The sequence below is a fragment of the Methylopila sp. 73B genome, assembly GCF_000526315.1.
GTDB lineage: Bacteria > Pseudomonadota > Alphaproteobacteria > Rhizobiales > Methylopilaceae > Methylopila.
In genome coordinates this window covers 483,565-510,118 of sequence record NZ_JAFV01000001.1, presented here as the reverse complement: position 1 = coordinate 510,118, position 26,554 = coordinate 483,565, and the positions used below count along the sequence as shown (strand labels likewise).

23 protein-coding genes and 3 tRNA genes are annotated in these 26,554 nt (G+C 69.5%); 5 read left to right on the top strand and 21 right to left on the bottom strand.

Annotated features, from left to right (window positions below; genetic code table 11):
- Positions 1-57 precede the first annotated feature (57 nt).
- The 5 genes from K244_RS0102460 to fdhE form a co-directional block, all read right to left on the bottom strand.
- A tRNA-Sec gene (locus K244_RS0102460) sits at positions 58-153 on the bottom strand.
- A 9-nt stretch (positions 154-162) separates the two neighbouring features.
- Positions 163-2,118 carry a selenocysteine-specific translation elongation factor gene (selB, locus tag K244_RS0102455; protein WP_020184656.1) on the bottom strand — a complete coding sequence of 652 codons (1,956 nt, stop codon included), beginning with the start codon at positions 2,116-2,118 and terminating at the stop codon, positions 163-165.
- Entirely contained in the window at positions 2,115-2,915 is an 801-nt protein-coding gene (locus K244_RS0102450; RefSeq protein WP_020184655.1) for a tetratricopeptide repeat protein, read from the bottom strand. The genes selB and K244_RS0102450 overlap by 4 nt, the downstream gene beginning before the upstream one ends.
- The gene (selA, locus tag K244_RS0102445) at positions 2,912-4,336 is read right to left on the bottom strand and encodes an L-seryl-tRNA(Sec) selenium transferase (RefSeq protein WP_020184654.1); all 1,425 of its coding nucleotides are present in this window, start codon (positions 4,334-4,336) and stop codon (positions 2,912-2,914) included. The genes K244_RS0102450 and selA overlap by 4 nt, the downstream gene beginning before the upstream one ends.
- Positions 4,337-4,363: 27 nt before the next feature.
- Positions 4,364-5,338 carry a formate dehydrogenase accessory protein FdhE gene (gene fdhE, locus K244_RS0102440; protein ID WP_020184653.1) on the bottom strand — a complete coding sequence of 325 codons (975 nt, stop codon included), beginning with the start codon at positions 5,336-5,338 and terminating at the stop codon, positions 4,364-4,366.
- A gap of 269 nt (positions 5,339-5,607) precedes the next feature.
- Here fdhE and K244_RS23830 point away from each other — a divergent pair, with 269 nt between their 5' ends.
- Positions 5,608-5,751, top strand: a complete 144-nt coding sequence (locus K244_RS23830; protein WP_020184652.1) for a hypothetical protein — start codon at positions 5,608-5,610, stop codon at positions 5,749-5,751.
- A 106-nt stretch (positions 5,752-5,857) separates the two neighbouring features.
- On the opposite strand, the gene K244_RS0102430 is transcribed toward K244_RS23830, so the two are convergent.
- The 3 genes from K244_RS0102430 to fdnG are packed head-to-tail and all read right to left on the bottom strand — an operon-like array spanning position 5,858 to position 10,560.
- Positions 5,858-6,493, bottom strand: a complete 636-nt coding sequence (locus K244_RS0102430) for a formate dehydrogenase subunit gamma (RefSeq protein ID WP_036306048.1) — start codon at positions 6,491-6,493, stop codon at positions 5,858-5,860.
- A gap of 29 nt (positions 6,494-6,522) precedes the next feature.
- The gene (gene fdxH / locus K244_RS0102425) at positions 6,523-7,461 is read right to left on the bottom strand and encodes a formate dehydrogenase subunit beta (protein ID WP_020184650.1); all 939 of its coding nucleotides are present in this window, start codon (positions 7,459-7,461) and stop codon (positions 6,523-6,525) included.
- 15 nt (positions 7,462-7,476) lie between these two features.
- Positions 7,477-10,560, bottom strand: a complete 3,084-nt coding sequence (fdnG, locus tag K244_RS0102420) for a formate dehydrogenase-N subunit alpha (protein WP_155931536.1) — start codon at positions 10,558-10,560, stop codon at positions 7,477-7,479.
- A gap of 259 nt (positions 10,561-10,819) precedes the next feature.
- Here fdnG and K244_RS0102410 point away from each other — a divergent pair, with 259 nt between their 5' ends.
- The 3 genes from K244_RS0102410 to K244_RS0102400 all read left to right on the top strand — a co-directional run bounded on the left by K244_RS0102410 (position 10,820) and on the right by K244_RS0102400 (position 11,771).
- Positions 10,820-11,071, top strand: coding sequence for a sulfurtransferase TusA family protein (locus K244_RS0102410; RefSeq protein WP_020184647.1), 252 nt, complete (start codon positions 10,820-10,822; stop codon positions 11,069-11,071).
- A 13-nt stretch (positions 11,072-11,084) separates the two neighbouring features.
- Positions 11,085-11,645 carry a YcxB family protein gene (locus K244_RS0102405; RefSeq protein WP_155931534.1) on the top strand — a complete coding sequence of 187 codons (561 nt, stop codon included), beginning with the start codon at positions 11,085-11,087 and terminating at the stop codon, positions 11,643-11,645.
- A 50-nt stretch (positions 11,646-11,695) separates the two neighbouring features.
- A tRNA-Lys gene (locus K244_RS0102400) sits at positions 11,696-11,771 on the top strand.
- Positions 11,772-11,896: 125 nt separating this feature from the next.
- On the opposite strand, the gene K244_RS0102395 is transcribed toward K244_RS0102400, so the two are convergent.
- The 11 genes from K244_RS0102395 to coaD form a co-directional block, all read right to left on the bottom strand.
- On the bottom strand, positions 11,897-13,480 hold the full coding sequence (locus tag K244_RS0102395; protein WP_155931532.1) for a calcium-binding protein: 1,584 nt from the start codon (positions 13,478-13,480) through the stop codon (positions 11,897-11,899).
- Between the two features lie 72 nt (positions 13,481-13,552).
- On the bottom strand, positions 13,553-13,738 hold the full coding sequence (locus tag K244_RS0102390; protein WP_020184644.1) for a hypothetical protein: 186 nt from the start codon (positions 13,736-13,738) through the stop codon (positions 13,553-13,555).
- A gap of 60 nt (positions 13,739-13,798) precedes the next feature.
- Positions 13,799-15,019, bottom strand: a complete 1,221-nt coding sequence (locus tag K244_RS0102385) for an AI-2E family transporter (RefSeq protein WP_020184643.1) — start codon at positions 15,017-15,019, stop codon at positions 13,799-13,801.
- Positions 15,020-15,283: 264 nt separating this feature from the next.
- A complete protein-coding gene (locus K244_RS0102380) occupies positions 15,284-16,597 on the bottom strand; it encodes an HlyD family type I secretion periplasmic adaptor subunit (protein ID WP_020184642.1) in 1,314 nt (437 codons plus the stop codon).
- Positions 16,594-18,342 (bottom strand): type I secretion system permease/ATPase, encoded by a 1,749-nt coding sequence (locus tag K244_RS0102375; protein ID WP_020184641.1) that lies wholly within the window; start codon positions 18,340-18,342, stop codon positions 16,594-16,596. The genes K244_RS0102380 and K244_RS0102375 overlap by 4 nt, the downstream gene beginning before the upstream one ends.
- Positions 18,343-18,492: 150 nt before the next feature.
- Positions 18,493-19,617, bottom strand: a complete 1,125-nt coding sequence (tgt, locus tag K244_RS0102370; protein WP_020184640.1) for a tRNA guanosine(34) transglycosylase Tgt — start codon at positions 19,615-19,617, stop codon at positions 18,493-18,495.
- Positions 19,618-19,779: 162 nt separating this feature from the next.
- Entirely contained in the window at positions 19,780-20,871 is a 1,092-nt protein-coding gene (gene queA, locus K244_RS0102365) for a tRNA preQ1(34) S-adenosylmethionine ribosyltransferase-isomerase QueA (protein ID WP_020184639.1), read from the bottom strand.
- A gap of 19 nt (positions 20,872-20,890) precedes the next feature.
- Positions 20,891-21,343, bottom strand: a complete 453-nt coding sequence (locus tag K244_RS0102360; RefSeq protein WP_020184638.1) for a DMT family transporter — start codon at positions 21,341-21,343, stop codon at positions 20,891-20,893.
- Positions 21,344-21,357: 14 nt separating this feature from the next.
- On the bottom strand, positions 21,358-21,819 hold the full coding sequence (locus tag K244_RS0102355) for a peptidylprolyl isomerase (protein ID WP_020184637.1): 462 nt from the start codon (positions 21,817-21,819) through the stop codon (positions 21,358-21,360).
- A gap of 39 nt (positions 21,820-21,858) precedes the next feature.
- On the bottom strand, positions 21,859-22,410 hold the full coding sequence (locus K244_RS0102350) for a peptidylprolyl isomerase (RefSeq protein ID WP_020184636.1): 552 nt from the start codon (positions 22,408-22,410) through the stop codon (positions 21,859-21,861).
- Positions 22,411-22,451: 41 nt separating this feature from the next.
- Positions 22,452-22,949 (bottom strand): pantetheine-phosphate adenylyltransferase, encoded by a 498-nt coding sequence (coaD, locus tag K244_RS0102345; RefSeq protein ID WP_020184635.1) that lies wholly within the window; start codon positions 22,947-22,949, stop codon positions 22,452-22,454.
- Positions 22,950-23,123: 174 nt separating this feature from the next.
- On the opposite strand from coaD, the gene K244_RS23405 reads away from it, so the two are divergent.
- A complete protein-coding gene (locus K244_RS23405) occupies positions 23,124-23,294 on the top strand; it encodes a hypothetical protein (protein WP_020184634.1) in 171 nt (56 codons plus the stop codon).
- Positions 23,295-23,448: 154 nt separating this feature from the next.
- Here the strand turns inward: K244_RS23405 and K244_RS23400 are convergent.
- Positions 23,449-23,524: transfer RNA gene (locus K244_RS23400), tRNA-OTHER, on the bottom strand.
- Positions 23,525-23,601: 77 nt separating this feature from the next.
- Complete coding sequence (gene gyrA / locus K244_RS0102335; protein WP_020184633.1) at positions 23,602-26,343, bottom strand: DNA gyrase subunit A; 2,742 nt, start codon at positions 26,341-26,343, stop codon at positions 23,602-23,604.
- Positions 26,344-26,554: the final 211 nt, after the last annotated feature.

The following is a 26,554-nucleotide window of genomic DNA, read 5'->3' as shown; positions in this document are numbered from 1 at the left end:
AATGTCTTCTGATCTCACTTGTTGCACCAGCCGTAAGTTCAAGTTGATCTGGGTAGCTGGTGGAAGAGAGTGGGAGTCGAACCCACCGGAGACCGGCTGACGGCCCCCTCCGGCTTTGAAGGCCGGCCGCCCCACCGGGGACGCTTCTCCTCCGTGACGCGTTCACGCCTCGCTTTGCTCCGTCACGTCCTTGCGGCGGAACAGGTCGCGGCGGCGGCGGTTGACGCGCCGTTCGTCGCCGCGGCGGATGGTGACGCCGTGACGGTCGAAGAACTCGAGAATCTGTATGGCGACCTTGCGCCCGTTGTCGAGCCTGTCGCGGAAACCTGCGGCCGTGAGGACGCCCGCCGGGTCCTCGATCGCCGCCGTCTCCGCCACGTTCACCATCTCGGCGGTGGTCTCGCGCAGGAAGAAGTGGTCGTGGGCGATCTCGTCCACGCGCCCGAGCCGGCCGACGAGCTTGAGCACGCGGCGGACGTCCGCCTCGCTCTCCCCAAGCTCCGCGCCGAGGTCGCGCACCCGCGGAGGACGAAACCGCAGGTCGCCGGCGAGCCGCGGCGCGATCGCCTCCCACAGCTCCTCGTCGACGGGCGCGAGCCGGACGACGTGGCCCGGCAACCGCGTCCAGGCGCCCTCCACTGCCACCTCGCCCGCGCGCTGAAGCGCGGCGAGCGCGGCGAGGAACGCCGGCGCCGGCAGCCGGGGTTCGGCGGCGAGGCGCAGCCGCTCCGCCCCCATGCCCTGCAGATCGGGATTTTCAGCGTGGAAGGCTGCAAGCCTCTCGGCGACGGACGCCGCGAAGGCGCGCCAGGCCTCGCCCGCCACGGCGACGGTTCGCCCCTTGCCCGCGGGCAGGCGCACGAGGCCGAGCCGGGCGACGGCGGCCGCCATCTCGGCGTCGGGCGCGTTGCGGTCGCGGGCGAAGGCGTCGAGGTCGACGGCCTGCGGCGGCGCGGCGAGCAGGGCCGCAAGCGCTTCGCCGTGGTCCTCGTGGGCGAGCGCCTCGAGCTGCGCCGTCCGCTCCGGCGAGCGCCGCCGCCTCGACGGCCCGCGCAGGTCCAGGATGCGCCCGCCGGCGATGGTGCGGGCGCCGCCGACGTCGCGCAGCACGAAATGGTCGAGGGCGACCGCGGCGAGCGGCCGGTCCAGGACCAGCTGCGCGCGCGCCGTCGCGCCCGGCGGAATGGCGTCGCCGTCGATCGGGACCACGCGGGCGGCGATCTCGGCGGCGCCGTGATGCAGCCGCACCGGGCTCCAGGCCACGAGCGGACGCGGCTCGGTCGCAAGCAGGGTCAGCTCCACGTCGAGCCGATCGGTCGGCGCGTGCAGCTCCGGCGCCTGGACCACGTCGCCGCGGGAGATCGCGTCCTTGGTCACGCCGGGACCCGCGAGATTGAGCGCGCAGCGCTCGCCGGGCCGCCCCTCCTCCGCCGGCTGGTTTTGCGCGTGGATCGCGCGCACCCGCGCCTCCAAGCCCTGAGGCGAGACGATCACCGCGTCGCCCACCCGCACCACGCCGTCGCGCACGGCGCCCGTCACCACCGTGCCGGCGCCGGCCAGCGTGAAGCTGCGGTCGATCGACATGCGGAACCGGCCCGCCGCGGGCCGCGCGGGCGTCTGCGCGCGGGCCGCGTCCAGCAGCGCGAGCAGCGGCGCGATCCCCTCGCCCGTCACGGTCGAGACCGGAAGCACGGGCGCGCCGTCGAGCCTCGTGCCAGACAGCAGCGCGGCGATCTCGATCTCGGCCTCGAACCGGCGATCGTCGTCGACGAGATCGACCTTGGTGAGGGCGACGGCGCCCCTCGACACGCCGAGCATGTCGACGATGGCGAGGTGCTCCCGGGTCTGCGGCATCGGTCCGTCATCCGCCGCCACAACCAGCAGCACGAAGTCGATCCCGCTCGCGCCGGCCAGCATGTTGCGCACGAAGCGCTCATGGCCAGGAACGTCCACGAAGCCGAGCGTCGCGCCGTCCGGCCGCGGCAGATAGGCGAAGCCGAGGTCGATGGAAATGCCGCGGGCCTTCTCCTCCTTCAGCCGGTCAGTGTCGACGCCGGTCAGCGCCCGCACCAGGGCCGACTTGCCGTGGTCGATGTGCCCGGCCGCCCCGACGATCACCGCGAAGGCTCGTCCATGGGCGCGTGGGCGGAGGCCTCGGCCCGGCGGGCCTCGTCGTCGGTCAGCGCGGCGCGGACCGCCCCGAGGAAGGGCGCGGCGAGCGTGCTGCCGCCGGCTTCGGCCCTGAGCAGCCAGCCGAGCGCCGCCGCGTCGTCCTTCGCCACGCCCTGGCCGAGATGAAGCGCGGCGCCCAGCATCGCCTGCCCGTCGGAGTCCCCCCGCCGGGCGGCTTCGGCCCACCAGCTGGCGGCCTCCGTCTTGTTGCGCTCCATCCCGAGCGCGTTGTTCGCCATCAGGCCGAGCCGCGTCATGGCGCTCGCCACGCCGTTCTCGGCGGCGGCCAGCGCCCAGTGGCGCGCTCCGGCGAGATCCTGCGCGGCGCCCTGTCCCTCCAGCAGCATCCAGCTCAGCATGTCCTGGGCTGCGGGGTCGTCCTGCTCCGCGGCCTGGCCGTAGAGCGCGAGCGCCGCCGCGTCGTCCTGGGGGACGCCTTCGCCTTTGAAGTGAAGCGCGGCGAGATTGCGCCGACCGACGGCGTCGCCCGCGCGCGCGGCCTTCGCGAACCACTCCGCCGCCGCCGCCGGATCGCGCGCCACGCCGAGCCCTTCCGCGTAGCAGGCGCCGAGATTGCTCTGCGCCCGCGCCACGCCCTCGTCGGCCAGCACGCGCCACAGGGCAAGGGCCGCGCCGTGGTCGTCGGCCTGCGCGGCCTCGAACGCCTGCGACAGGCGCTCCTCCACGGTCTTCTTAGGCGGCGGAGGCGCAAAACGCGCCTTGAGGCGATCGATCCAGCTCACGCGGCGGCTCCTTCTCGCGCTGAGGCGAGTTCCGCCAGCATGGCGTCGAACACGACCTCGTCGTCGAGGCCGCGCAGATCGAAGATCAGGCGATCGTCGGCGATGCGGCCGACCACGGGGACCGAAAGCGCGCGAAACGCCGCCGCGAGCTCGGTCAGCGCGGAGCCAGTGCGCTTGCCCTCGATCGCGGACACCGCGAGACCGCCGCTCGGGATCGCCGCGAGCGGCAGCGCGCCCGAACCGATCTGGCTCTCGGCGTCGACGACCGCGACGGCGTACGCGGAGCCGACGGCGCGCGCGAGCGCGGGCGCGAACCGCGCGGCGAGCGTCTTGAGCGCATCGGCGGGCCGCGCGAGCAGAGCGAGCGTGGGCAGGCGCTGCGCGAGACGGTCGGGATCGCGGTAGAGCTTCAGGGTGGCCTCGAGCGCGGCGAGCCGAAGCTTGTCCAGCCGCAGCGCGCGCTTGAGGTGGTTCTTCGCGAGCCGCTTCACGAGGTCCGCCCGGCCGACGACGAGCCCGGCCTGCGGGCCGCCGAGCAGCTTGTCGCCGGAGAAGGTGACGAGGTCGGCGCCGTCCGCCACCGCCTCCTGAACCGTGCGCTCCCGCAGCAGGCCGTAGGCCGAGAGGTCCACCAGCACGCCCGAGCCAAGATCGTCCACCAGCGGCAGCTCGCGCTCGCGCGCCAGCGGCGCGAGCTCCTTCGCGGCGACCTCCTTGGTGAAGCCTTCCACCCGGAAATTTGAGGGATGGACCTTCATCAGCAGGGCGGTGTCGGGACCGATCGCCTCCGCATAGTCGGCGAGGTGGGTGCGGTTGGTGGTTCCCACCTCGACCAGCCGGCAGCCCGCGCGCGCCATGATGGAGGGCATGCGGAAGGAGCCGCCGATCTCGATCAGCTCGCCGCGCGAGACGATCGTCTCCCGGCCCTCGCTCAGCGAATTCAGCGTCAGCAGCACGGCGGCGGCGTTGTTGTTGACGGCGACGGCGTCCTCCGCCCCGGTGAGCTCGCGCAGCAGCCCCCGCACGTGGTCGTCGCGCTCGCCGCGCTGGCCGGTGGCGACGTCGAACTCGAGCGCCGTCGGGGAGCGCATGGCGGCGGTGACGGCGGCGATCGCTTCTTCTGCGAGCAGCGCGCGGCCGAGATTGGTGTGCAGCACCGTGCCGGTGAGGTTCAAAACGCGCCGCTGGCTCGGCGCGTCGTCCGCCTCCAGCCGCGCCGCCGCCACGACCGCGATCCGCTCCACGGACACGTCCACCGCCGCGCCCGCGAGCCAGGCGGACCGCGCCGCGGCGAGGCTCGCGCGGACCGCGGCGACGGTCGCCACGCGGCCGTAGCGCTCGATCGCGACGGCGGCCTGCGGCGCCGCGAGGACGCGGTCGACGGCGGGGAACGGCGGGCGGGCGGAGGGGCTGTCGTCCATGCGGTCGGCGCGTCCTGATGGAATCGATCAGTACCCTAGAAGATAGGGGTTGAACGCCGCCCGCGCCCAGCCCGCTTCCCGGACCTTGAGGTCCAGACCGAGCGTCGCGACGTCGTCCGCGACCGGATCCATCGCGGGATCAAGATGTTGGTGGAAGATCTTGAGGTAAAGCCCGCAGGTGTCGCAACACTCCGCCTTGGCGGTCGCCTCGTCCTTGCGCGCCCGTCCTGCCGCAGCCTCGCTCGGAGCGTCGGCCAGCGTCTCGCCGTCCTCGGACAGCGCATGGTACGAGATCTTGTCGGTCGCGTCGCAGGCCACGCATTTGATGCGGACGTGGTTCCAGAGCGTGCCGCAGAGGCTGCAGGCGACGTAACGCGAGCCGTGCGCGCTCGACCAGCCGACCACGAGGCTCGCGACCGGCGGGCCGCCGCAGGCGGGACAGGCGCCGACGCCGACCGACTGCAGCCGAGCGACATCCAGCCGAGCCGCGAGCCGCGCAAAATGAACCTGCAGCGCGGCTGCCGCGAAGACGTGTTCGGCCAGCGTCTCGAGCGACGTCGCGGTCTCGATCACGTCCACCAGCAGGCGCTCGCGGAACGCCCGGTCGCCGTCGGCGATGCGCCGGCGGGCGGCGGCCGCCTGCTCCGGCATCGGGAGGTCCGCGACCGCAGCGACCAGCCGCTCCAGCGTCGCGTGGGCCGCCTCGTCCACGTCGAAGCGCGCGCGGTCGATCGGCGGCATGCCAAACTCGAAGGCGCGGTCGAGCGCGTCGCCGGCAGGCAGCTTCGGCTCCGGCAGATCGGCCGCGACGTCGTGCTGGGCGCGCGCGATCCCGGCGAGGAAGCGCAGGTAGGCGTCGAGCGGATGGCCCGGCGCCAGAGTCTCGAAGCGCGCGGCGCGGTCGGCGAACAGGCGCGCCAAGTCAGGCGCGACCGCGAAGTCGGGCTTCGCCACCGCGCCGACGTCGATCGGCGTCGGTTCGATGGAGGCGGGACCGGCCATGGGAACACTCCAAAACGCAGGCGACAGGGGATGCTAGCACGCAGCCGGTTTTGAAGAGGCGATCGTGCTCGAGATGTGGCTTCCGCGTCCGATCTCGCGGCTGACGCCTTCGGAGCGGGCCAAGCCCAGAGGCCGAGCCTCGGGCGCGACGTGCGCCGCGCACGCATCAGCCATGCCTAGACGAAGGTTTAATACGGCGTCTTGGTATGCCAAATACCAACTATCGAGTTTCCAGGACGCGGCAAACGTCCCAACCCGAGGTGCAGACCATGACCGCCATTCTCGTCGATACGTTCTCCGGCTCCGCCTTCGGCGGCTTCTTCTCCCGCTTCCTCAGCGAGTTCGAGGCCTTCTTCGAAGAGCAGGGCCGCGCGCTCTACAACGCCCATCGCGACTATCCGTTCGGTCTCTGAACCGAACGTTCCGTTCGCCGCTCATCGCTGAGCGGCCCTGAGCCTTGAGCGGCCGGACCTCGTCGAGGTTCGGCCGCTTTGCGTTTCGCCCTGTGGGGAGGCCGGCTCAATCGTGGGTTTCGCCTTTGGCTTCCTGGCGCAGCCACTTGCGGTGATGACGCCAGGCCCAGCCGCCCGTCACGCGGCCTTCGGTCATGCCTCGAATCGAGCCCTTGACCCAGATGCCCGCGTAGACGTGGACGATGATCAGCAGGATCGCCGCGATTGCGGCTAGCGAGTGCACCAGCGCCGCGAGACGGTTCGTGCCGATGCTGACGAGCCCGTGGAAGTACTCGTCCCAGATCACGAGCCCGGTGGCGAACAGCACCACGATGAGCAGCGCCGTGCCCCAGAACACCATCTTCTGGCCGGCGTTGTACTTGCCGAGCTCCGGAAGGCGCTCCTCCTCGCCCTTCACCACGTCGCCGATCTGCGACATCCACTGGGTGTCGTCGCGGTTCCAGAGGTTGTGGCTCCAGAACCGCACGAACAGGATGGCGAAGCTCGCGATCAGCACCACGCCGAGCCAGGGGTGGAACGCCCGGGTGTTCGCTCCGCCGCCGAACAGGTCGGTGAGGAAGAACAGACTGGGATGGAACAGCGCCAGCCCGCTCAGGGCGAGGAGGGTGAAGGTGGCTGCGGTGATCCAGTGGTTGACGCGGGCGGAGGCCCCGTAGCGCCGGACCTCCGTCCGCTCCAACATGATGGGACGACGTTCGATCTCGACGGCCATCAGAGCGTCCTCGTCTCGGGCGTCGGGCCGGACCGAGCGCCCTCCTCGGCAAGATCCGCGGCGTTCTCCTCGTCCGTCTCCGACACCCGGTTCGGCCCGACCACCGTGTGGTGGAAGAACGCGCCGACGGCGGCGAAGGCCAGCGCCCCGAGCGCGAGGATCTTGCCCGTGCCCTTCCAGGCCGAGACCAGCGGGCTGATCTGCGGATCCTTCGGCAGACCGGCGTAGATCTCCGGCTTGTCGAGGTGGTGCAGCACGTACATCACATGCGTGCCGCCGACGCCGGCCGGATCGTAAAGACCCGCGTTGGCGAAGCCGCGAGACTTGAGGTCCGTGATGCGGCGGTCCGCCTGTTCCTTCATGTCGTCCTTGGTGCCGAACATGATGGCGGCCGTGGGACAGGCCTTGGCGCAGGCCGGCCCCTGCCCGACCGCGACGCGGTCGGAGCACAGCGTGCACTTGTAGGCCTTGCGGTCGACCTGGCTGATGCGCGGGATGTTGAAGGGGCAGCCCTTCACGCAGTAGGCGCAGCCGATGCAGTTCTCCGACACGAAGTCGACGATGCCGTTCGTGTACTGGACGATCGCCCCCGGCGAGGGGCAGGCCTTGAGGCACCCAGGATCGGCGCAATGCATGCAGCCGTCCTTGCGGATCAGCCACTCGAAGTCGCCGGTGTCCGGGTTGTCCCATTCGCTGAAGCGCATCAGCGTCCAGCTGTTCGCCGTCAGGTCGTGCGGGTTGTCGTAGACGCCGGTGTTGACGCCCACCTCCTCGCGCAGGTTGTTCCATTCGAGGCAGGCGGACTGGCAGGCCTTGCAGCCGATGCATTTCGACACGTCGATCAGCTTCGCCACCTCGAGCCCCGTCGACCGGACGGCCGGCGGGGTCGAGGTGGAGGCGGAGCGGCGTTTGATGTCGAGGGACTGATACGAAGCCATAGTGTCAGCCCTCCCTTATGCCGACGCCGGAGCCGAGGTCGGCTCGATGTTGACCAGGAACGCCTTGTACTCAGGCGTCTCGATGTTGGCGTCGCCGACGAAGGGCGTCAGCGAGTTCGGGTTGTAGCCCTTCTTGGTCTTGCCCATGAAGCCCCAGTGCTGCGGGATGCCGACCACGTGGACCGGACGCCCGTCGACCATCAGCGGCTTGATGCGCTTGGTGACGACCGCCTTGGCCTTGATCGACCCGCGGTTCGACCACACCCGCACCCAGCCGCCCTTCTCGATGCCCTTCTCCTTGGCGAGCTGCTCCGAGATCTCGACGAAGAACTCGGGCTGCAGCACCGCGTTGACCCAGACGTGCTTGGTCCACTGGTGGAAGTGCTCGGTCAGGCGGTAGCTGGTCGCGACGTAGGGGAACGCGTCGGCGTTCCCCAGCGCCTCGAGGTCGGCCTTGAAGATGCGCGAGGCGGGATTGCCGCGGATCTTCGGCGCGATGGCGTTCGCAACCGGCGCCTCGAACGGCTCGTAGTGCGACGGGAAAGGCCCGTCGCGCATCATGCCGCGGGAGAACAGCCGCGCCACGCCCTCGGGGTTCATGATGAAGGGCCCGACCGACTGCTCCGGCTTCACCGTCGGGCCGTAGTCCGGCACGTCGTAGCCGCCCCAGCGCTCGCCGGTCCACCAGACCAGCTTGCGCGACGGATCCCACGGCTTGCCGGAGACGTCCGACGAGGCGCGGTTGTAGAGGATCCGTCGGTTGAGCGGCCAGGCCCAGGCCCATTTCGGCGCAAGCCCGGTGTCGCCCGGATCGGAGGTGTCCCGCCGCGCCATCTGGTTGCCGGCCTCGGTGTGGGAGCCGGCGTAGATCCAGCAGAAGGAAGCGGTGGAGCCGTCGTCCTTCAGCTGCGCGAACGAATCCACCTGCTTGCCCTTCTGGACGAGCACCTTGGTCGGGTCGTTCGGGTCGGTGACGTCGGCCAGCGCCTGGCCGTTCATCTCCTTGGCGAGCTCTTCGGCCGCCGGCTCCTCCGGCTGGCCATAGGGCCAGCGCAGGTTGACGATCGGATCCGGGAAGGCGCCGCCTTCCTTGAGGTAGAGCTCCTTTATCCGCAGGTGCAGGCCGGCCATGATCCAGGTGTCGGCCTTGGCCTCGCCGGGGGGCGAAACCGCCGCATTGTGCCACTGCAGCCAGCGGCCGGAGTTCACGATCGAACCCTCGTCCTCGGCGAAGCAGCTGGTCGGCAGCTGGAACACCTCGGTCTGGATGTCCGCGCTCGTCACGTCGTTGAACTCGCCGTGGTTCTCCCAGAACCGCGAGGTCTCGGTGTCGAGCGGGTCCATCGTCACCAGGAATTTCAGCTTGGAGAGGCCGGCCGTGATCTTCGCCCGGTTGGGGAAGGTCATCAGCGGGTTGAACCCCTGACAGAAGTAGCCGGTGATCTTGCCCTGATTCATGAGCTCGAACGTGCGCAGCACGTCGTAGGTCACGTCGAGCTTTGGCAGCCAGTCGAAGGCCCAGTTGTTCTCCGCCGTCGCCTTGTCGCCCCACATGGACTTCTGGAACGAGACGAAGAACTTCTTGTAGTTCTGCCAGAAGCTGGTCTGGCCGGGACGCAGCGGCTTGAAGCCGCGGGTCGACATGTAGGCGTTGAAGTCGGGCTCCTTCTCCGTCGGCAGGTTCATGTAGCCGGGGAGCGAGTTCGACAGCAGGCCGAGGTCGGTGAGGCCCTGGATGTTGGAGTGGCCGCGCAGCGCGTTCATGCCGCCCCCGCGCACGCCGATGTTGCCCAGCAGCAGCTGGATCATCGCCATGCCGCGGATGTTCTGCGCGCCCTTGGAATGCTGGGTCCAGCCGAGCGCGTACATCGACGTCATGGTCTTCGTCGGCGTCGAGCACTCGGACATCATCTCGGCCACCTTCAGGAACTTGTCCTTCGGCGAGCCGCAGATCTTCTCCACCATCTCGGGCGTGTAGACCGCGAAGTGCTGCTTCATCAGCTGGAAGACGCAGCGCGGGTCCTGCAGGGTCGGGTCGACCTTGGCGTAGCCCTGCTCGTCCATCTGGTAGTCCCAGGACGAGCGGTCGTAGTCGCGCTTCTCTTCGTTGTAGCCCGTGAACAGGCCGTCCGACCACGCGAACTCCGGCTTCACCAGGAAGGAGGCGTTGGTGAAGGCCTTGACGTATTCGTGCTGGATCTTGTCGTTCTGGAGCAGGTAGTTGATGACGCCGCCGAGGAAGGCGATGTCGCTGCCGGGACGGATCGGGCAATAGAAGTCCGCGACCGAGGCCGTCCGCGTGAAGCGCGGGTCGACGACGATCAGCTTGGCGCCACGGTTGGCCTTGGCCTCAGTGACCCATTTGAAGCCGCACGGGTGCGCTTCCGCCGCGTTGCCGCCCATGACGACCACGAGGTCCGTGTACTTGATGTCGCCCCATGCGTTCGTCATGGCGCCGCGACCGAATGTTGGGGCGAGACTCGCCACCGTCGGTCCGTGTCAGACGCGCGCCTGGTTGTCGAAGGGCAGGACGCCGAGGGAGCGCACGACCTTGTAGGTCAGCGTTCCCGTCTCGTTGGTGGTGGCGGAGGCCGCCAGGAACCCGACCGAGGTCCAGCGGTTGACGGTGACGCCGTCCTTGCTGGTGGTCTGGAAGTTCTTGTCGCGGTCGTCCTTCATCAGCCGCGCGATGCGGTCGAGCGCGAAGTCCCAGGTCACCCGCTCGAACGTGTCCGAGCCGGGCTTCCGGTGCATCGGGTACTTCAGCCGCGTGTCCGCGTGCACGAAGTCCAGCAGCGCCGCGCCCTTGGGGCAGAGCGTGCCGCGGTTCGTCGGGTGGTCGGGATCGCCCTCGACGTGCAGCAGCGACGCGTGGGTGTTCTTGGACCTGTCGCCGAGGCTGTACAGGATGACGCCGCAGGCCACGGAGCAGTAGGGGCAGATGTTGCGGGTCTCGGTGGTGCGGGCCAGCTTGAACGGCCGCACCGCTTGCGCCATGGCCTGTTCGGCGCCGCCGAACCCCATGGCTCCGAGAGTGGTCCCGACAACCCCCGCGCCCGCCGTCCGTAGGAACTGGCGCCGCGAAAATTCGCCGATCATCTGGGAAGCATCCTCCCTCACGAGCCGACCGGCTCTCCAGCCGCCGGCGAGATCACAGGCCTGACATCCGCCGGCCGAAGTCGACTATTTAGGATTTGAATAGGTCGAGTGTCAAATTCGACCAAGGCGAGACGGCGATGAAAACATCATCAAAATCAATATCTTATGCTGACTGCAGTGCAGCACCGCGCCGCCGTCGCGGAAATTTCGCGTGTTGCTGCAGCGCACCCAAGAACCTCCCGCCCGCGGGCGCGCCGCTGTGACCGAGCCCACGACGCTCGATCTGCGAGGCCTGCGGTGCCCGCTTCCGGTGCTCAAGCTGCGCAAGGCGCTGCTCGGCATTCCCCCCGGCGCGACGGTCGCCGTGCGGACCGACGACCCGCTCGCGACCCTCGACGTGCCCAACTTCCTGCGCGAAAACGGCGACGCGCTGCTGTCGAGCGAACCCGACGGTGGAGGACGCCGGTTCACCGTGCGGCGGGGACCAGGGAAGGAGACGGGTGCGCCATGATCACGAGCCGCTCATGACCATGATTCGCATGCGCCCGACCTGGCAGGACCTGAACGCGGCAATGCGCGCGCATTTCCTGAACGAGCTTCAGCGGCCGCTTATGGTCTCGTTGATTGGCGCGCTGGCGTTCTTAGCCATGGCCACGCCGTTGATTCCGGCCGAGCCCCAGCACCTCGGCTCGTGGCTGGTCTTTCGGTACATACCGCTCATCGTTTTGATCGGCGTCGTGGGCTCACAGCCGCTCGCCTACTTTGCGACCATTCCGTTCAGCGCCCGCAGAACCTTCGCCCAGCAAAAGCTTATGCAAGACGAGATCACGATGACGTGGGACGCGAAGCGAAACGTGGTCCAAGGAGCTCATGGACAGTCCGACTTGGCGTGGGCAGACCATCACGCCTGGCTGGAACGCGGCGGAATGGTGCTTCTATATCACTCGGACCGGCTCTTTCAGTTCGTACCCGCCCGCGCCTTCCCGTCCGACGCCTGCCGCCGCGAAATGATCGGCTTCCTCGAAGCGGCCGGAGTGCCCAAGGCCAGAACGCGGCGGAAGCGCGCTCTTGCGAAACCCGCTTGAAAGCGAAGCGCCCCCCAACTAGTGTCCGCGCCGCGCCGCATGCCGGTCGCGAGCGCGTAGCTCAGTTGGTAGAGCAACGGACTTTTAATCTGTAGGTCCTGGGTTCGAGTCCCAGCGCGCTCACCATCATTCGGGCATCGGATCTCGGCGTCGCCAGGACCACTCCCCCGCCCGATTGTACGTTAGGACATCGCGGCGGACCCTCGACCGCCCACCGGGAGCCCTTGCGCGGTCCTTCGACGCGCGGGCGGCTACGCCTGGGAGCCGCCGAAAAGGAAGTCTCCAGCCTCTACCGCGGGCGCGCCACGCAGCGTGGCGAGCAGGACCGCGTTCGCCGAGCCCGAGCCGTCAGAATCGAAGAAGAGTTTTCCGGTGTCGAGATCATAGACAAACAACGTGCCCGCCGCTGTCGCCGTCCCCGTCGTGTTGATCTCGACCGAGGACGCGCTTCCTCTCCAAAGGGAGAGGGCGTCTTCGCCGGATTCAAAATCTGAAATCACGTCAGCGCCATCGCCTGCGCGCGTAAACACGAACGTATCCGCGCCGGCGCCTCCGATCAGCACGTCCCTGCCGCCGGCCCCTCGGAGAACATCGTCGCCCGCGCCGCCGACCAGCCGGTTGCCCGCCGCATCGCCGTTCAAGAGATCCGAATAGGCTGACCCGACCACGTTCTCGAATCCGCGAACGCCGCCCGTCCCCGGGGCCTTCCCAGCGGCGAGATCAACGCTGACCGCGCGTGAGAACGCGGCATAGCTCAACACGTCGATGTCGTCGCCGCCGTCGACGAGGCCGGTCGTGCGGGAGCCGTCGCGGACGTTGAAGACGTCGTCGCCGGCGCCGAAGGCGATGGCGACGCCGTTGCCTCCGTGGATATGCCCGCCGTTCGTCACCGTGTCGTCCGAGCCGGAGGTCAGTTCGAGACCGAAGCTAGACCGACCCCAGATTACTCCGTCGTTCACTAGGCGAAGGCCCAGACCCGCGTCGCCGGAACTCCGGACGCCAACGTCGCCGCCGACGATCCGACCGTCGGATTGGTTTTCGATCGATCCCGCGCCGGTGTCGACGCCGACTGAATCCGAGCCGGCGCCGGCACGGATGTCACCGTCGTTGACGATCGTCACGCCGAACTTCGACGACGCGCTTTGGTAGACGACGACGCCCCGGCTTACGCCGAACCGGTCCGCCAGTCCCACGATCTCGCCGCTGTTCTCAATCCGTCCGAGCACCTCCTCGCCGGCGACGCCGGCCCCGCCTAGGCCAACGATCCTAGCGCCGTCCTCGTTGTTGATTACCAATCCGGCCGGCGTCGCTCCGTCCGGTAGGCTCGACCGCAAAATACCGTAACTGTCGCCTGCAATCCGGGCGCCGGCGCCACGATTGATGATCGTGCCAAAACTGTCGGCGTCGATTTCAATCCCCGCCGCCAAGGTCGCTGTCGCGCTCTGTCCACCAATGATCGAGCCGGAGTTCAGAAGGTCGAATCGAGCGCGCAGATAGATCGCGTCGTTCTCGGCGGACCAAATCGCCCCCGCGTTTGCGATCGAAACGCGCATTTGCGCCGAACCAGCGACGTCAATCGCGTTTCCCTCAACGGACGACAGTGAACCGGATGCAAGATTGCCGACGCTTACGGAACCCGTTTCGGCGCCGAACGTGTCGATTGCCGAGACCTGGGACCGAATGACGCCGCTGTTGAGCACTGCCCCGCCGCCATCGGCCTGTACTGCCGCCACGCCTGAGAGAACGACAAGCCGACCCTCGACCTCCAGGGTATCTCCAGCCAAAGCCACCGACGACTTGCGTGTCGACCCGGCGGGAATCAGAACGTCGGCCATGCGAGCTACTCCGCGAGGATCAAATCCTGCTCGGAGTTTTAAGCCGAGGCAAGGGCAGCTACACGATGCCCCTCACATTGGCGGTTCGACCATCGGCGGCTCGGGCGGCGAAATTGGTTCGTCGTCGATCGAGGGGTCGATCGACGGGTCGGGGTTCGGCACGATATCCGGGTCCTGCACCGGGACCTCGTCGGGGATAGGCGGGCGCACGGGCTCGCCGGGCATGGGCGGGTTCGGGACGTTCGGGCCTGCGAACATGATGTCCTCCTGTGAACGGTCGTCTCAGGGCTAACCCGCAGTGCGCCGGCTTCGTTCCGCTCACTCCGCCGGCGCGGGACGCCCGACCACGCCTCCGCCGCGCTTCGAGCGGCGGCGCACGATGCGGTAGCGCCGCACCGCGCGGCGGTCGGCTTCCTCCTTCAGCGCGACCTGCGGCAGCAGCAGGTGCTTCATCAGCACCAGGGCGATCACCAGCAACGGCACGGCGAGGAAGGCGCCGACGGGCCCCCACAGCCACAGCCAGAAGGCCAGCGCCAGCAGGACCAGCAGCGGGTTGATGGTGAAGCGATGGCCGAGCACCATCGGGGTCAGGATGTTGCCCTCGAGGAAGGTGAGCAGGACGAAGGCGAGCGGCGGCGCCATGGCCGCGAGCGTGGTGTCGAAGCTCACCAGGCTGACGCCCGCGAGGATCAGGGTCAGCAGCGCGGGGCCGAGGAACGGCGCGTAGTTCAGCACGAAGGCGAGCGCGCCCCAGAGCGAGGGGCTGGGAAGGCCGAGCGCCCACATCAGCAGCGTGGTCGCGACCCCGAGCGCGAAGTTGATGACGGTGATGGTGACGAGATAGTCCGAGACCCGGGCTTCGACGTCTCGCATCACGCGGCCCGCCGTCAGCCGCGCCTTGCGGCCGAGGCAGAGGCCGAGCAGCCCCTGGCGGATCTGGGTGCGCGTCGCGAGGTAGAAGAACAGCGTGCAGAGGAACAGAGCGGCCTGGCCGATCAGGGCCGGGGCGGACAGCGCGGCGCTCGACAGCAGCCCCGCGTGTTCCAGCACCACCTTCGGCGTCTGCTTGTCGCCCATGTTGGCGACCTTCTCCAGCGACTCCGAGACCTGCTGGATCTGCAGAAAGGTCGCGCGAAATTCGATGACCTTGACCTGCAGCGCGCGCCACAGCTCGGGAGCGCGGTCGATCCAGGACTGCAGCGGCAGCGAGAAGGCGTAGGCCGAGAGATAGATCAGCGCGATCAGCAGCAGCACCACGACGAGGGCGGCGAGCGTCGAGGGCACGCCCTTCTTCTCGATGCGGCCGATGCCGGGGCCGAGCAGCAGGCCGAGGATCAGCGCGAGCGTCATCGGCATCAGGATTTCCGCGGCGAACTTGAGCGCGGTCGACAGCACGATGACGAACAGGCCGATCAGGCTGACCTTGGCGCCGGCATCGAGCAGGCGGCCGATGGACGCGCCGCGCCGCTGCGCGAGCGTCAGCCGCTCGCTGCCGGCCGTGACCTGCAGCGGCTGCGAAAATTCCTCCGAGATGGCCAACGGTCGTCACCTTCCGCCTGCCGAAGACAGGCTCATTGCCCCAGACAGGGCAAACCGCCGAGGCCCGTCCGAGGTTCCGCCCCGCGCGCGCGAACCAAGATCTGGGCGACGGCGTCGGCGAACAGATCGGCGCCGGGCGAGCACGCCGGCCCCGAGACGGCGTCGCGCGGAAGACCTGGCCTCCGCCGCGCAGCAGACGGCGCACGCGTTACGCGGCGCCGCCGCGCCTTCAGCTCATGGCGACCTTCGCGCGACGTTGCGCGATCACTGCTCGCGGAAGCTGCGGCGGAACGAGTGCACGATGGGGTCGAGGAAATACTCCGCCGCAACACGCTTCTTCGCCTCGACATAGGCCTCGACCGGCGTGCCGGGCTTGAGGTCCTCGGGCCGGGCGTAGGCGAGGAAGGCCGCCCGGTCGACGGTGACCTTCGCGGTGTAGTAGGTCTCGCGCGTCTGGGGGTCGGTCATGATGTCGGCCGCGACCTGCAGCACGTGGCCCGGGATCATCGGCATGTCGCGCTGCGCGAAGGTGAGGAACGACACCCGCGCCGGCATGCCGGACTCGATGTTGCGGATCTCCTGCGGGGTGACCTTGCCCTCGATCACGAGGTCGCCTTCGGTCGGGACGATCTCGAGGATCTCCGTGCCCGGCCGCACGACGCCGCCGACCGTCTTGGCCTGCAGGTTCAGCACGAAGCCGGTCTCGGGCGCGATCACCGCGGTGCGCGTGAGAATGTCGCCGGTCGCCGACACGCGGGCCTCGAGGCCCGCGATCTCGGAGCGGGCCTTGGCGAGGTCGGTGGAGGTCTCGTTGAGGTGCTGGGTGACGACGTTGCGGAGCGTCACCTGCTTCTCGACGATCTCGGCCTCGGCGCGGCGGATGTCGGCGTTGAAGGCCGCGACATCGGTGTCGAGCTCGGACCGGCGGCGCTGCAGCGCGAGCATCTGCGGTTTTCGGGCCAAGCCCTTGTCGAACAGCCCCTGCGTGTCGGCGATCTCGACGTCGATCAGGTTGCGCTGGGCGAGCGTGCCGCCGATGCGGTCGCGGTTGCCGTCGATCTGCGCCTGCAGCTTGCCGATCTGCGCCTTCAGCAGCTCCAGCCGCTCCGCCTGGTCGCGCCGGGTGGTCTCGAACAGCGCGCGCTGGCCTTCGATGAACGCCGGCAGCGTCGGATCGTTGGGGTCGGCCTGGAAGGCGGCGGAAAAATCGATAGTCTCGGCCTTGGTCAGCTGGGCCGCGAGCCGGGCCGCCTCGGCCTGACGGCGCGACAGCGTGTTGCGGAACTGCCCGTAGGCCGCCTGCGCCTGCGCGCGCTCCAGCGTCAGCAGCGGCTGGCCGCGCTTCACGAGGTCGCCTTCCCTAACGAGGATCTCGGCGACGATGCCGCCCTCGAGGTGCTGCACGATCTTGCGGCTGGCCTCGGGGCCGACGACGCCGCGCACCACGGCGCCGGCGGCGAGCGGCGCGGTCGTGGCCCACACGGCGAAGCCGCCCATGAAGCCGAACACCACGACGCAGCCGCCGAAGGTGACGCCGCGAAGCCGCGCGGAGAGTTTTGGCGAACGCGTCCCGCTCATCGTCCCGCTCCCGCCACGGCGGTCCGCGGCTCGTTCGGCACCGGCGCCATCAGTTCGCGCAGCACTTCGGTCGGCGGCCCGAGCCGCGAGATCTGGCCGTTCTGCATGACCGCGACGCGGTCCGCGAGCTGGGCGAGCGCCGGCTTGTGGGTCACGAGCACCACGGTGACGCCGCGCTGCTTCAAAGCCGCCATGCAGGTGACAAGCGCGCGTTCGCCCTCGCCGTCGAGGCTGGCGTTGGGCTCGTCCAGCACGACGATGCGCACGTCGCCGTAGACGGCGCGGGCGAGCGCGACGCGCTGGCGCTGGCCGCCGGACAGCGGCGCGCCGCCGTTGACGAGCACGGTGTCGTAGCCCTGCGGCAGCGCCTGGATCAGGGCGTGGCAGCCGGCGAGCTTCGCCGCGTCCACCACCTTGGCGTCGTCGGGCTCGTCGAAGCGGGCGATGATGTCGCGGACGCGGCCGGAGAACAGCTCGGTGCCCTGCGAGAGATAGCCCACGAAGCGGCGGCGCTGGTCGTCGCGCCAGTGCATGATGTCGCCGCCGTCGAGCCGCACGGAGCCGCGGTGCGCCGCGCGCGACCCCACCATCGCGCGGCAGAGCGTGCTCTTGCCGGAGCCGGACGGCCCGATGAAGGCGAGCGTCTCGCCCGGGGCGACGTTGAGCGAGACGCCCGCGATGATCGCGCGCTCGGCGCCCGGCGCCATCACGGTGACGCCGGCGAGCGTCAGGCGGCCCTCGGGCTGCGGCAGCGCGATCGGCTCCTCGACGATGGCCTCGGAGGCGTTCAGCAGCTCCGAGATGCGCTTCCAGGCCGCGCTCGCCTGCTGGAGGCCGCGCCACGCGGCGATCGACTGGTCGAGCGGAGCGAGCGCGCGCGACAGCAGGATCGAGCTCGCGATCATGCCGCCGGGCGTGATGTGGCCGCCGAGCGAGAGCCAGGCGCCGAGCGCGAGCGTCGCGATCTGGGCGACGACGCGCAGGAACTTGCCGGCGCCGATCATCACCGTGCCGGTGTCGGTCGCGTCCGCCAGCAGCGCGGTTGAGGCGCTGTTCGCCCGGCTGGCGCGCTCGGCGAGCGGCCGGCCGAGGCCCATGGCGGAGACGGTGTCGACGTTGCGCGCGGCTTCCGCCAGCACGCGTTGCGCTTCCTGATGCCCCTGCGCGACCTTTTCGGTCGCCGGCTTCGTCACCCGGTCGTTGACGAGCGCGAGCGCGATGATGAGGACCGAGAACACGAGGCCCAGCAGGCCGAGATAGGGATGGATGATGGTGCAGCCGAGCAGGAACAGCGGCATCCACGGCGTGTCGCACAGCGACGGCAACGTCGGCCCCGAGAGGAAGGAGCGCACCGCGCGCAGGTCGTTGAACGGCGTGCCCTCGTAGGCGCCGGTGGAGGACTTCACGAGCCCCCGCTCGGCCCCCATTGCCGCCGCGAACACCGGCTCGAACAGCGTGTCCTCGATCCACTCGCCGATGCGGGCGAGCGTCCGCAGACGCAGCGACTCGAGCGCCGCGTAGACCGCGATCGACGCCGCGGCGATCAGCGTGATGTAGATCAGCGTCTCCACCACGCCGCTGCGCAGGACGCGGTCGTAGACCTGCATCATGTAGAGCGAGGGGACGAGCAGCAGCAGGTTGATGGCGACGCTGAAGAACGCGAGCAGCCCGAGCGCGGCGCGGATCTCAGTCCGCACGCGCGTCAGAGCGACCGCGCCTGATCCCTTCCCTTCCACCCGCTTCATCAGAGTCCCCTCAAACCGACGCGAAGGCGCATTGTGGCCAAACGATCACCTCGGGACAAGTTAGTAGTGTCCCGGCCCCTTACGATCCATGAACCTAGCCTGGGAAGGTAACGAACTGGATATCAGTGCAATAACGAACCCCGAGCGATTTTACGAACCCGCGTCGCCGTCCGCCCAGCCCTTTGACGTCTCCGCCGCGTAGTCGGCGAAGCGTCCCTCGGCGATCGCGCCGCGCGCCCCGGCCATCAGGCTCTGGTAGTAGGCCACGTTCGCCCAGGTCAGCAGCATCATCCCGAGGATCTCGCCGGCCTTGACGAGGTGGTGGAGATAGGCGCGGGAGTAGTCGCGGGCGGCCGGGCAGTCGCTTTCCGGGTCGAGCGGGCGCGGGTCGTCGGCGTGACGGGCGTTCTTGAGGTTGATGCGGCCAAAGCGGGTGTAGGCGAGACCGTGGCGTCCGGCGCGCGTCGGCATCACGCAGTCGAACATGTCGACGCCGCGCGCGACCGACTTCAGCAGGTCGTCCGGCGAGCCCACGCCCATCAGGTAGCGCGGACAGTCCGTCGGCAGTTCGGGCGTGGTCTCCTCCAACATGGCGAGCATGGTCGCCTGCGGCTCTCCGACCGCAAGCCCTCCAATGGCGTAGCCGTCGAAGCCGATCTCGACCAAAGCGCGGGCCGACTGCTTCCTGAGTTCGCCCACGTCGCCGCCCTGCACGATGCCGAACAGCGCCCTGCCCTCAGGCGTCCCGAACGCCGCCTTCGAGCGCTCGCCCCAGGCGATCGAGAGCCGCATGGCGCGCTCGACCTCCTCCGGGGTGGCCGGCAGCCGCACGCACTCGTCAAACTGCATGGAGACGTCGGCGCCCAGCAGCCGCTGGATCTCGATCGAGCGCTCCGGCGTCAGCCGATGCTGCGAGCCGTCGATGTGGGAGCGGAAGGTGACGCCGTCCGGGTCGAGCTTCCGCAGCGCGGACAGCGACATCACCTGGAAGCCGCCGCTGTCGGTGAGGATGGGGCCGGACCAGCCCATGAACTTGTGCAGCCCCCCGAGCGCCGCGACCCGCTCCGCGCCCGGCCGCAGCATCAGGTGGTAGACGTTGCCCAGCACCACGTCCGCGCCCGTGTCGCGCACCTGGTCGGCGTACATCGCCTTGACGGTGGCGGCGGTGCCGACCGGCATGAACGCCGGCGTGCGGATCGCGCCCCGCGGAAAGACGAGCGCGCCGGTCCGGGCGGCGCCGTCGGTCGCGGAGACGGTGAAGGGAATGGCGCTCATTTCTCGTTTCAACGCTCGTGTTCGGCTCGACGTCGTCGCCTGCCCGCTGTCATGCCCGGCGCAGCCGGGCATCCACGACTTCCGCCAGGCGCGCTACGCCCGGCCAAGTCGTGGATGCCCGCGAAAGCGGGCATGACGCCCGCTTCTCTCCCCCGCTCGAGCTTATCGACACGACGAGGCCTCTGGCAGGAACAGGCACGCGTCGCCGTAGGAGTAGAATCGGTAGCGCTCGGCGATGGCGTGGGCGTAGGCGCGCTTGACGACGTCGAGGCCGGCGAAAGCCGCGATCAGCATCATCAGGGTCGAGCGCGGCAGGTGGAAGTTGGTCAGCAGCGCGTCCACCGCCCGGAAGGGCACACCCGGCGTGATGAAGATGTCGGTCGCGCCGTCAAAGGCCGCAAGCCGCCCGTCGGAGCCGACCGCGCTCTCCAGCAGACGCGTCGAGGTGGTGCCGACCGCGACCAGCCGGCCGCCCGCGGCGCGCGTGGCGTTCAGCGCCGCGGCGGTCCCGGCCTCCAGCACGCCGTTCTCGAAATGCATGCGGTGGTCCTCTGTGTCGTCGACCTTCACGGGGAGGAAGGTGCCGGCGCCCACGTGCAGCACGGTTTCGTGGCGGGAGACCCCGCGGCGGTCGAGCGCCGCGATGAGACGCGGCGTGAAGTGAAGGCCCGCGGTCGGGGCGGCGACGGCGCCGGGCTCGCGCGCGAACAGCGTCTGGTAGTCCTCGCCGTCGCGGGCGTCGGTCGCGCGCTTGCCCTCGATGTAGGGCGGCAGCGGCATCTCGCCGGCGCGGGCGATCGCGAGGTCGAGATCAGGCCCCGAGAGATCGAAGGCGAGCGTGACCTCGCCGCCCTCCCCGCGGGACTCGACGGTCGCAGCCAGCTCGCCGAGGAGGCAGGCGCCGCCCTCCGGCCCCACCACCACCCGCTCCCCCGGAAGCAGCTTCTTGGCGGGGCGCGCGAAGGCTTTCCAGCGCGCGCCGTCGAGGCGCTGGTGCAGCAGCAGCTCGACCCTGGCCGCGCTGTCGCCCCGCAGCCGCACGGCTCTGAGGCGGGCCGGGATCACCCGCGTGGCGTTGACCACCAGCGCGTCGCCGGGCGCGAGCAGGCCGGGCAGGTCGGAGATCAGCCGATCCTCGAGCTCCGGGGTCCCGCCGGGACGCACGACGAGCAGGCGCGCGCTGTCGCGGGGGCTCGCTGGCCGCAGCGCGATCAGCTCCTCCGGCAGATCGAAGTCGAACAGGGAGACGTCCATCGCGGTCCGGCGTCCGCGCTCAGAACAGGCGCACGAGCAGCGCGCCGACGAACAGCGTCGCGATGCCGACGAGGCGCAGGAAGCTGAGCGGCTGGACCGGCACGCCGAACACGCCGAAATGGTCGAGTAGCGCGGCGCAGAGAAGTTGCCCCGCGATCACGAAGGCGATCGTCGCCGCGACGCCGAGCTTCGGCACCGAGAGGGTGACGACGACGATGAAGGCCGCGCCCAGCAGGCCGCCGCCGATCCACCAGCCGAGCGCGACGTCGCGGGCGCTGGCGAAGGCCGGCCCGACGACGCCCATCGCGACGGCCGCCGTGGTGAGGGCGATCGTCCCCACCCAGAACGACACCGCGCTCGCCGCCACCGGCGAGCCCAGGCGCTGCGCGAGGCCGGAGTTGACGATGCTCTGGAGGGCCACGCCGGCGCCGACCGCGAGGACCGGCAGGCCGAGCAGGAGTTTCGAGAGCATCGTCGCAAGCCTCCTCAGGCGTCCGCGGCGACCTTGATCGACACGATCTTGTCAGGATCGATCACCGGCTCGCCGCGCTTGATCTTGTCGATGTTCTCCATGCCCTCGGTGACCTGGCCCCACACCGAGTACTGGCCGTCGAGCCACGGCGCGTCCTCGAAGCAGAAGAAGAACTGGCTGTCGGCGGAGTTCGGGTCCATCGAACGGGCCGCCGAGACCGTGCCGCGGACGTGTTTCTCCTTGGAGAACTCCGCCTTGAGCTTCACGCCCGACCCGCCGCGGCCGGTGCCTTCGGGATCGCCGGTCTGCGCCATGAAGCCGTCGATCACGCGATGGAAGACCACGCCGTCGTAGAACTTCTGACGGACGAGCTCCTTCACGCGGGCGACATGGCCCGGCGCGAGATCGGGGCGCAGCGCCACCACGACGCGGCCCTTGGTCGTCTCCAGAACCAGCGTGTTCTCGGGATCGCTCATATCAGTTCCTCTCGTTGTCGTTGAGGTCGGAGCGCGGGATCAGCCCGCCGCGCCGACGAGGCGGGCGGATGTCACCTTGTCGGGGCTTGCAACCATGCCGCCGGCGCCCGAGCCCTTGTTGAGCTTGTCGACGACGTCCATGCCCTGGGTGACTTCGCCCACGATCGTGTACTGCCCGTCCAGCCAGGGGGACGCGGCGAAGCAGATGAAGAACTGGCTGTTGGCGCTGTTGGGCGAACCCGCGCGCGCCATGCCCACCACGCCGCGCCTGAAGCTCTCCTTGGAGAACTCCGCCGCGACGTCCGGGTACTTCGAGCCGCCCGTGCCGGTGCCGGTCGGGTCGCCGGTCTGGGCCATGAAGCCCGCGATCACGCGGTGGAACGGCACGCCGTCGTAAAACTTCTCGCTCACGAGCTTGACGATGCGCTCGACGTGCTTCGGCGCGAGGTCCGGCCGCAGGCGGATGGTCACCGCGCCCTTGGTGGTCTCGAGCACGATCGACGGCCCGGCCTTGGCCGGCGCGGTCTGCGCCGCTGCGGGCGCGACGGCGGCGAGGCCGAACGCGAAGGCGAGTGCGAGCAGCAGCTTCATGGACAGCATCCTCGGGAGGATCGAGCGGCGCGGGGGCGCGCTCATGAACGGAACCGATCGGCGAGCCGGCGCGCGACCTCGGGCGGCGCGAAGGCCGAGACGTCGCCGCCCATGGCCGCGATCTGGCGGACGAGCGTGGCGGTGATGAAGCGGGACGCGGGACCGGCGGGCAGGAAGACGGTCTGCACGTCCGGCGCGAGTTCGCCGTTCATGCCCGCCATCTGCATCTCGTAATCGAAGTCGGTCGCGTCCCGCAACCCGCGGACGAGCAGCGTCGCGCCGGCCGCGCGCGCGGCCTCGACGACCAGACCCGAGAACGCGACAATCTCGAGGGCGACGCCCGCGGTCTCGGCCAGCGGCCCGCAGGTCGCGGCGATCAGCTCGCGGCGCTCCTCGGCCGGGAAGATCGGCTGCTTGCCGGCATGGACCCCCACTCCGACGACGAGCCGATCCGCGAGAGTGAGCGCGCGCGCGACCACGTCGAGGTGTCCATTGGTCACCGGGTCGAAGGAGCCGGCGTAGAAGGCGGTGCGGGGCATGGGCGACCGGCGACGTGAACCCGAGGGCGGATTGCGCGCCGTGCTTACCGCGCGGGCGGTCCGGACGGCAAGCCCGGCCGATTTCGAACCGGTGAACGCGGCATGAACGGCCGGCCCAGAAAACGTTCAGTCAACCGCCGCCATTCTCGCCGTCGAAACATCGAGGAGGTCGTGATGAACGCCGAACCGACGATGCGTTCGCAAAGGCTCCGCACGGCGCTCGCGGGCGTCGCCCTGCTCTACGCGGTCCTGTCGCTGGCGGTGCTCGCGACCGCCTCGGCTCCAGGGCGCGGCGGGACGTCGGGCGCCGCGACCACCCTCGAAAGCCAACCCCTCGCGCGGTGACCCCCGCCGCGAAACGGCGTCTGGACGAAATCCCGCCCCTCTTCGTCCCGAACGCGCGCGAGGACGCCCGGCCCCTGGGGAGCGGCCGGGCGGCTTTCCACTCCCGAACGCAAGACGGCGCGTCGCAGAGCCTGCGACGCGCCGTCTTGTAGTTTGGAGGCCCAGCCTGGACTTGAACCAGGATGTAGAAGCGTTCCCGCTTCCTAGAGTAGCCATTCCCCCACCGGGCCGACGTCCGGACGATGTCATGGTCGAATGCGCACCACAACGATGACCGGAAGTTAAGCTTAAGCCTTTCTTTCCCCGCTCAGGCGCCGGCGTCGCCCTCGTCGCCTGCCTCGGCGGTCTCCTCCTCGCCGATGTGCTCGACGGAGACCACGCGCTCGCCCTCGGCGGTGTTGAACACGATCACCCCCTGCGTCGAGCGGCCCGCGAGACGGATGCCCTCGACGGGGCAGCGGATCAGCTGGCCGGCGTTGGTGACCAGCATGATCTGATCTCCGTCCTCAACCGGGAACGAAGCCACCAGCGGCCCGTTGCGCTCGTTGGTGACCATGGCGACGATGCCCTTGCCGCCGCGGCCGGTGACCCGGTACTCGAAAGACGACGAGCGCTTGCCGTAGCCGTTCTCCGACAGCGTGAGGATCATCTGCTCGGCCGCGCTCATCGCGGCGTAGCGCTCCGGCGTGACCGCGACCTCCTCAGCCGCGCCGTCCTCGTCCGCCTCGACCGTGGTCTCCTCGGCCGTGCTCTCGCCCTGGCCGCGACGCACGGCGTTCGCGAGCTTGAGATAGGCCAGCCGCTCGGCCGGCTCCGCCTCGAAGTGGCGGAGGATCGAGAGCGAGATGACCTTGTCGTCCTTCGCCAGCGTCACGCCGCGGACGCCGACCGAATCGCGGCCCTTGAACACGCGGACGTCGTCGACCCGGAAGCGGATGCACTGGCCGCCGGCCGTCGTCAGCAGCACGTCGTCGTCCTCGGTGCAGATCTGCACGTCGACGATCGCCTCGCCCTCGTCGAGCTTCATGGCGATCTTGCCGGAGCGGTTGACGTTGACGAAGTCGGACAGCTTGTTGCGCCGGACGGTGCCGCCCGAGGTCGCGAACATCACGTCGTACTTCGCCCACTCCGACTCGTTCTCGGTGAGCGGCATGATGGTCGTGATGCGCTCGCCCTGCTCCAGCGGCAGCATGTTGACCAGCGCCTTGCCGCGGGCCTGGGGAGCCGCGAGCGGCAGACGCCACACCTTCTCCTTGTAGACCTGGCCGCGGGACGAGAAGAACAGCACCGGGGTGTGGGTGTTCGCCACGAACAGCCGGGCGACGAAGTCCTCCTCGCGGAACGACATGCCGGAGCGGCCCTTGCCGCCGCGGCGCTGCGCCCGGTAGGTCGCGAGCGGCACGCGCTTGACGTAGCCGGCGTGGGACACGGTGACGACCATGTCCTCGCGCTGGATCAGGTCCTCGTCCTCGAAGTCGGCGTCGGACTCGAGGATCTCGGTGCGCCGCGGCGTGGCGAACTGGGCCTTCGCGGCCAGCAGCTCTTCGCGCACGATCGCCTGCACCCGCTCGCGCGAGCGCAGGATCTCGAGGTAGTCGGCGATCTCGACCGCGATCTTGTCGAGCTCTTCCGCGATCTCGTCGCGCCCGAGCGCCGTGAGGCGGGCGAGCCGCAGTTCGAGGATGGCGCGGGCCTGCTCGAACGAGAGGCGATAGGTGCCGTCCGCGGCCAGCTTGTGGCGCGGGTCGTCGATCAGCTCGATCAGCGGCGCGACGTCCATCGCCGGCCAGTCGCGGTCCATCAGGCGGTCGCGCGCCGTCGCCGGGTCCGGCGCGGTGCGGATCGTCTGGATGACCTCGTCGATGTTCGCGACCGCGATCGCGAGGCCGACCAAGACATGCGCCCGGTCGCGCGCCTTGTTGAGGCGGAACTTGGTGCGGCGGCTGATCACCTCCTCGCGGAACGCGAGGAAGGCGACGAGCACGTCGCGCAGGTTCATCAGCTCCGGCTTGCCTCCGTTGAGCGCCACCATGTTGACGCCGAACGTCGCCTGCAGCTGGGAGAACCGGTAGAGCTGGTTCAGCACCACGTCGGCGACCGCGTCGCGCTTCAGCTCGACCACGATCCGCATGCCCTGACGGTCGCTCTCGTCGCGCAGGTCGGACACGCCCTCGACGCGCTTGTCGCGGACCAGCTCGGCGATCTTCTCGACCAGAGTCGCCTTGTTCACCTGGTAGGGCAGCTCGGAGACGATGAGCGCCTCGCGCTCCTTGCGCACCGTCTCGACCTCGACCCGGCCGCGCATGATCACCGAGCCGCGGCCGGTGGTGTAGGCGGAGCGGATGCCGCCGCGGCCGAGGATCAGGCCCGAGGTCGGGAAGTCCGGACCGGGGACGATCTCGAGCAGCTCCTCGACCTCCATCTCGGGCTTCTCGATCAGCGCCACGCAGGCGTCGACCACTTCGCCGAGATTGTGGGGCGGGATGTTGGTCGCCATGCCGACGGCGATGCCGCCCGCGCCGTTGACCAGCAGGTTCGGGAACTGCGCCGGCAGGACCGAAGGCTCCTTCTCGGAGCCGTCGTAGTTGTCCTGGAAGTCGACCGTGTCCTCGTCGATGTCCGCCAGCAGCGCCATGGCGGGCTTCGCCAGCCGCACCTCGGTGTACCGCATGGCGGCCGGCATATCGCCGTCGATCGAGCCGAAGTTGCCCTGGCCGTCCGCCAGCATCAGCCGCATCGAGAACTCCTGCGCCATGCGGACGAGCGCGAAGTAGATCGATTGGTCGCCGTGCGGGTGATACTTACCGATGACGTCGCCGACCACGCGGGCCGACTTGCGGTAGGGCCGATCGGGGAAGTAGCCGTTCTCGTTCATCGAGAACAGGATGCGGCGGTGCACCGGCTTCAGGCCGTCGCGCACGTCGGGGAGCGCGCGCGCGACGATGACGCTCATCGCGTAGTCGAGATACGAGCGGCGCATCTCGTCGGCGATGGAGACGGGCTTGATGTCGGACGGGCCGCCGGACGTCGGATCGGTAGGATCGGCCAAGATTGAAATGCTTTCGATCGTTGCTTGCGGCCCGCAAACTAGACGATTCCACGCGCCGACGCCAACTTCGACCGCCGATTCGGGCGCGCCGAAAGTTTATTCAGATCAATAACTTATGGCCGCGGCGCGGCGCGCATGCCGGAAACACGGCCGGCGCCCACCGCTCTTTCGCCCCGTGGCGACTGCGGATAGGCTCCCGAGGCTCTCCCGC